The sequence below is a fragment of the Sulfuricurvum sp. genome (genome assembly GCF_049305995.1).
Taxonomy (GTDB): domain Bacteria; phylum Campylobacterota; class Campylobacteria; order Campylobacterales; family Sulfurimonadaceae; genus Sulfuricurvum.
Window position 1 is genome coordinate 1 of sequence record NZ_JBAQPS010000349.1, and the last position, 1,761, is coordinate 1,761.

2 protein-coding genes are annotated in these 1,761 nt (G+C 39.1%); both read right to left on the reverse strand.

Going from position 1 to position 1,761, the window contains the following annotated elements; translation table 11 throughout:
- On the reverse strand, positions 1 to 908 hold a 908-nt coding region (locus WA010_RS11740), incomplete at its 3' end, for a hypothetical protein (protein WP_422557302.1).
- Positions 909 to 912: 4 nt separating this feature from the next.
- Positions 913 to 1,761 (reverse strand): RNB domain-containing ribonuclease (locus WA010_RS11745; RefSeq protein WP_422557303.1); only part of this gene is annotated, 849 nt, incomplete at its 5' end.

Below are 1,761 nucleotides of genomic sequence, written 5' to 3' on the forward strand. Positions count from 1 at the left end.
GCTAATTCTTTATTGATTATTTCATTTATTATTGATTGATTATTTGCCACATTCAGAAGTTTACTAGCTTCAGCAAGAATATTTTGTGATTCAACTTTTGTAACAATACTTTGGACTTTCATTTCGGTATATGCCACCAAAGCATCTATTGTCAATCCATAATTGATTAACTTATAAATCAATTCGGAATTATTTTCTTCTAATAGTGCTTTGAAAATATCTATCACATCTGGATGTGATGTTAATTTTTTAAATAAAATGAAGTTGATTTTTTGGATATTGTTTTTGATTGTCTCCAATGTCAAATCATTGTCATTAAGAAAACCTTTTTCCCATAATCCAAAGACGAAAGAATCATCTGATGATTCCTGTGCACGTGTCAAAGCACTTCGTCTAATTAAATTTATCTTTGTATCATCTTTATTAAAATATTGATAGAGCATATCTATGAAGTTAATAAAATCAACGTTACTTGCTTGTGAAATTTTATTTTCTAAAATATGATCAAAACATTCAGAATAGGTAGGATCGTATTTTAAAATAGTATCTATTAAATTGATTGATTTATAATTATTTTTTGGTGTAAATATCAATTTTCCATTATATTGAACCATGAGTATAAATAATAGTTCAAAATCTTCATTGGAATAGTCAAAATAGCGACATTGCTTGGCTGTAACTTTCCCTAGTTCAAATGAAACATCAAAAACTAAAGGTGATGGATTATTGACGATATTAATTATGCTTTTATCTATCCAATTATTTATATGAATAAAAACTTCATTATATTTTTGTATGACAATTGATTTGTCTTGCTTGTTTTGAATATTAATAGTCGAATCTATCGTTGATATTACACCGTAGCCTTTTTCTACAGAATACCATTGAAAGATACCTATTTGTCTCATTTGTTTATTCCTTTTCGATGCGACTCACAAATGAGGCGGTGATTTTTGCGGTGGCGAGGTTGGCGGTTTCGATTTTAACGATGATATCATCGAAGAGCATAAGACCAAATTGTGAGGAAATTTGTACTTTTGCCCCCGTGATAGTGTCGTGAATCTCGGCGATGAACGGCTCTTCGGCGCGCATGATACGGGCTTTGAACTCCTGACCGATCACGGTGGCCGCCCAACGGGCGAATTTGCGCTCTTGGAATCGGATTTCGATGTCGCTCGCTTCGCGCTCTTTTTCACTGATGGAGGTACAAAGAGACTCGATGTTGCGCAATACGTATGATCCCTCTTCGGTATCTCCTGCCGCAATCGCTTTTAGGAGGCGGTGGACGATCAGATCGCTGTAACGGCGGATCGGAGAGGTGAAGTGGGTATAGCGATCAAATCCTAACCCGAAATGTCCCATGTTGTAGGGTGCATAGCGTGCCTGCATCTGAGCGCGGATGATGAGGGTATCGACCTCGCTGATGAGATCGCGTCGCTCCGCTTCGGCTTGGATCGCCATGATCGTCTCTTTGATCGAACCTTGGGACTCGACGAAAATACCGATACTCGCCAACTCGGTGTAGAGGCTTTGGAGCTTCATCGGGCTAGGGGATTCGTGGATACGAAACACTCCCCGCTCGTACAGTGATGCCGCCGCTTTGTTGGCGAGGAGCATACAATCTTCGATCAGGGCATGCGATGGGGTCTCGACGGCAAACTCGGTGGAGACGATATTTTGCTCTTCGTCGATTCGCATCTCCAGTTCGCTGGAGCGGAAGTTGTACCCTTTTTTCATCCGCTCTTCTCGGAGTTTGTAGGT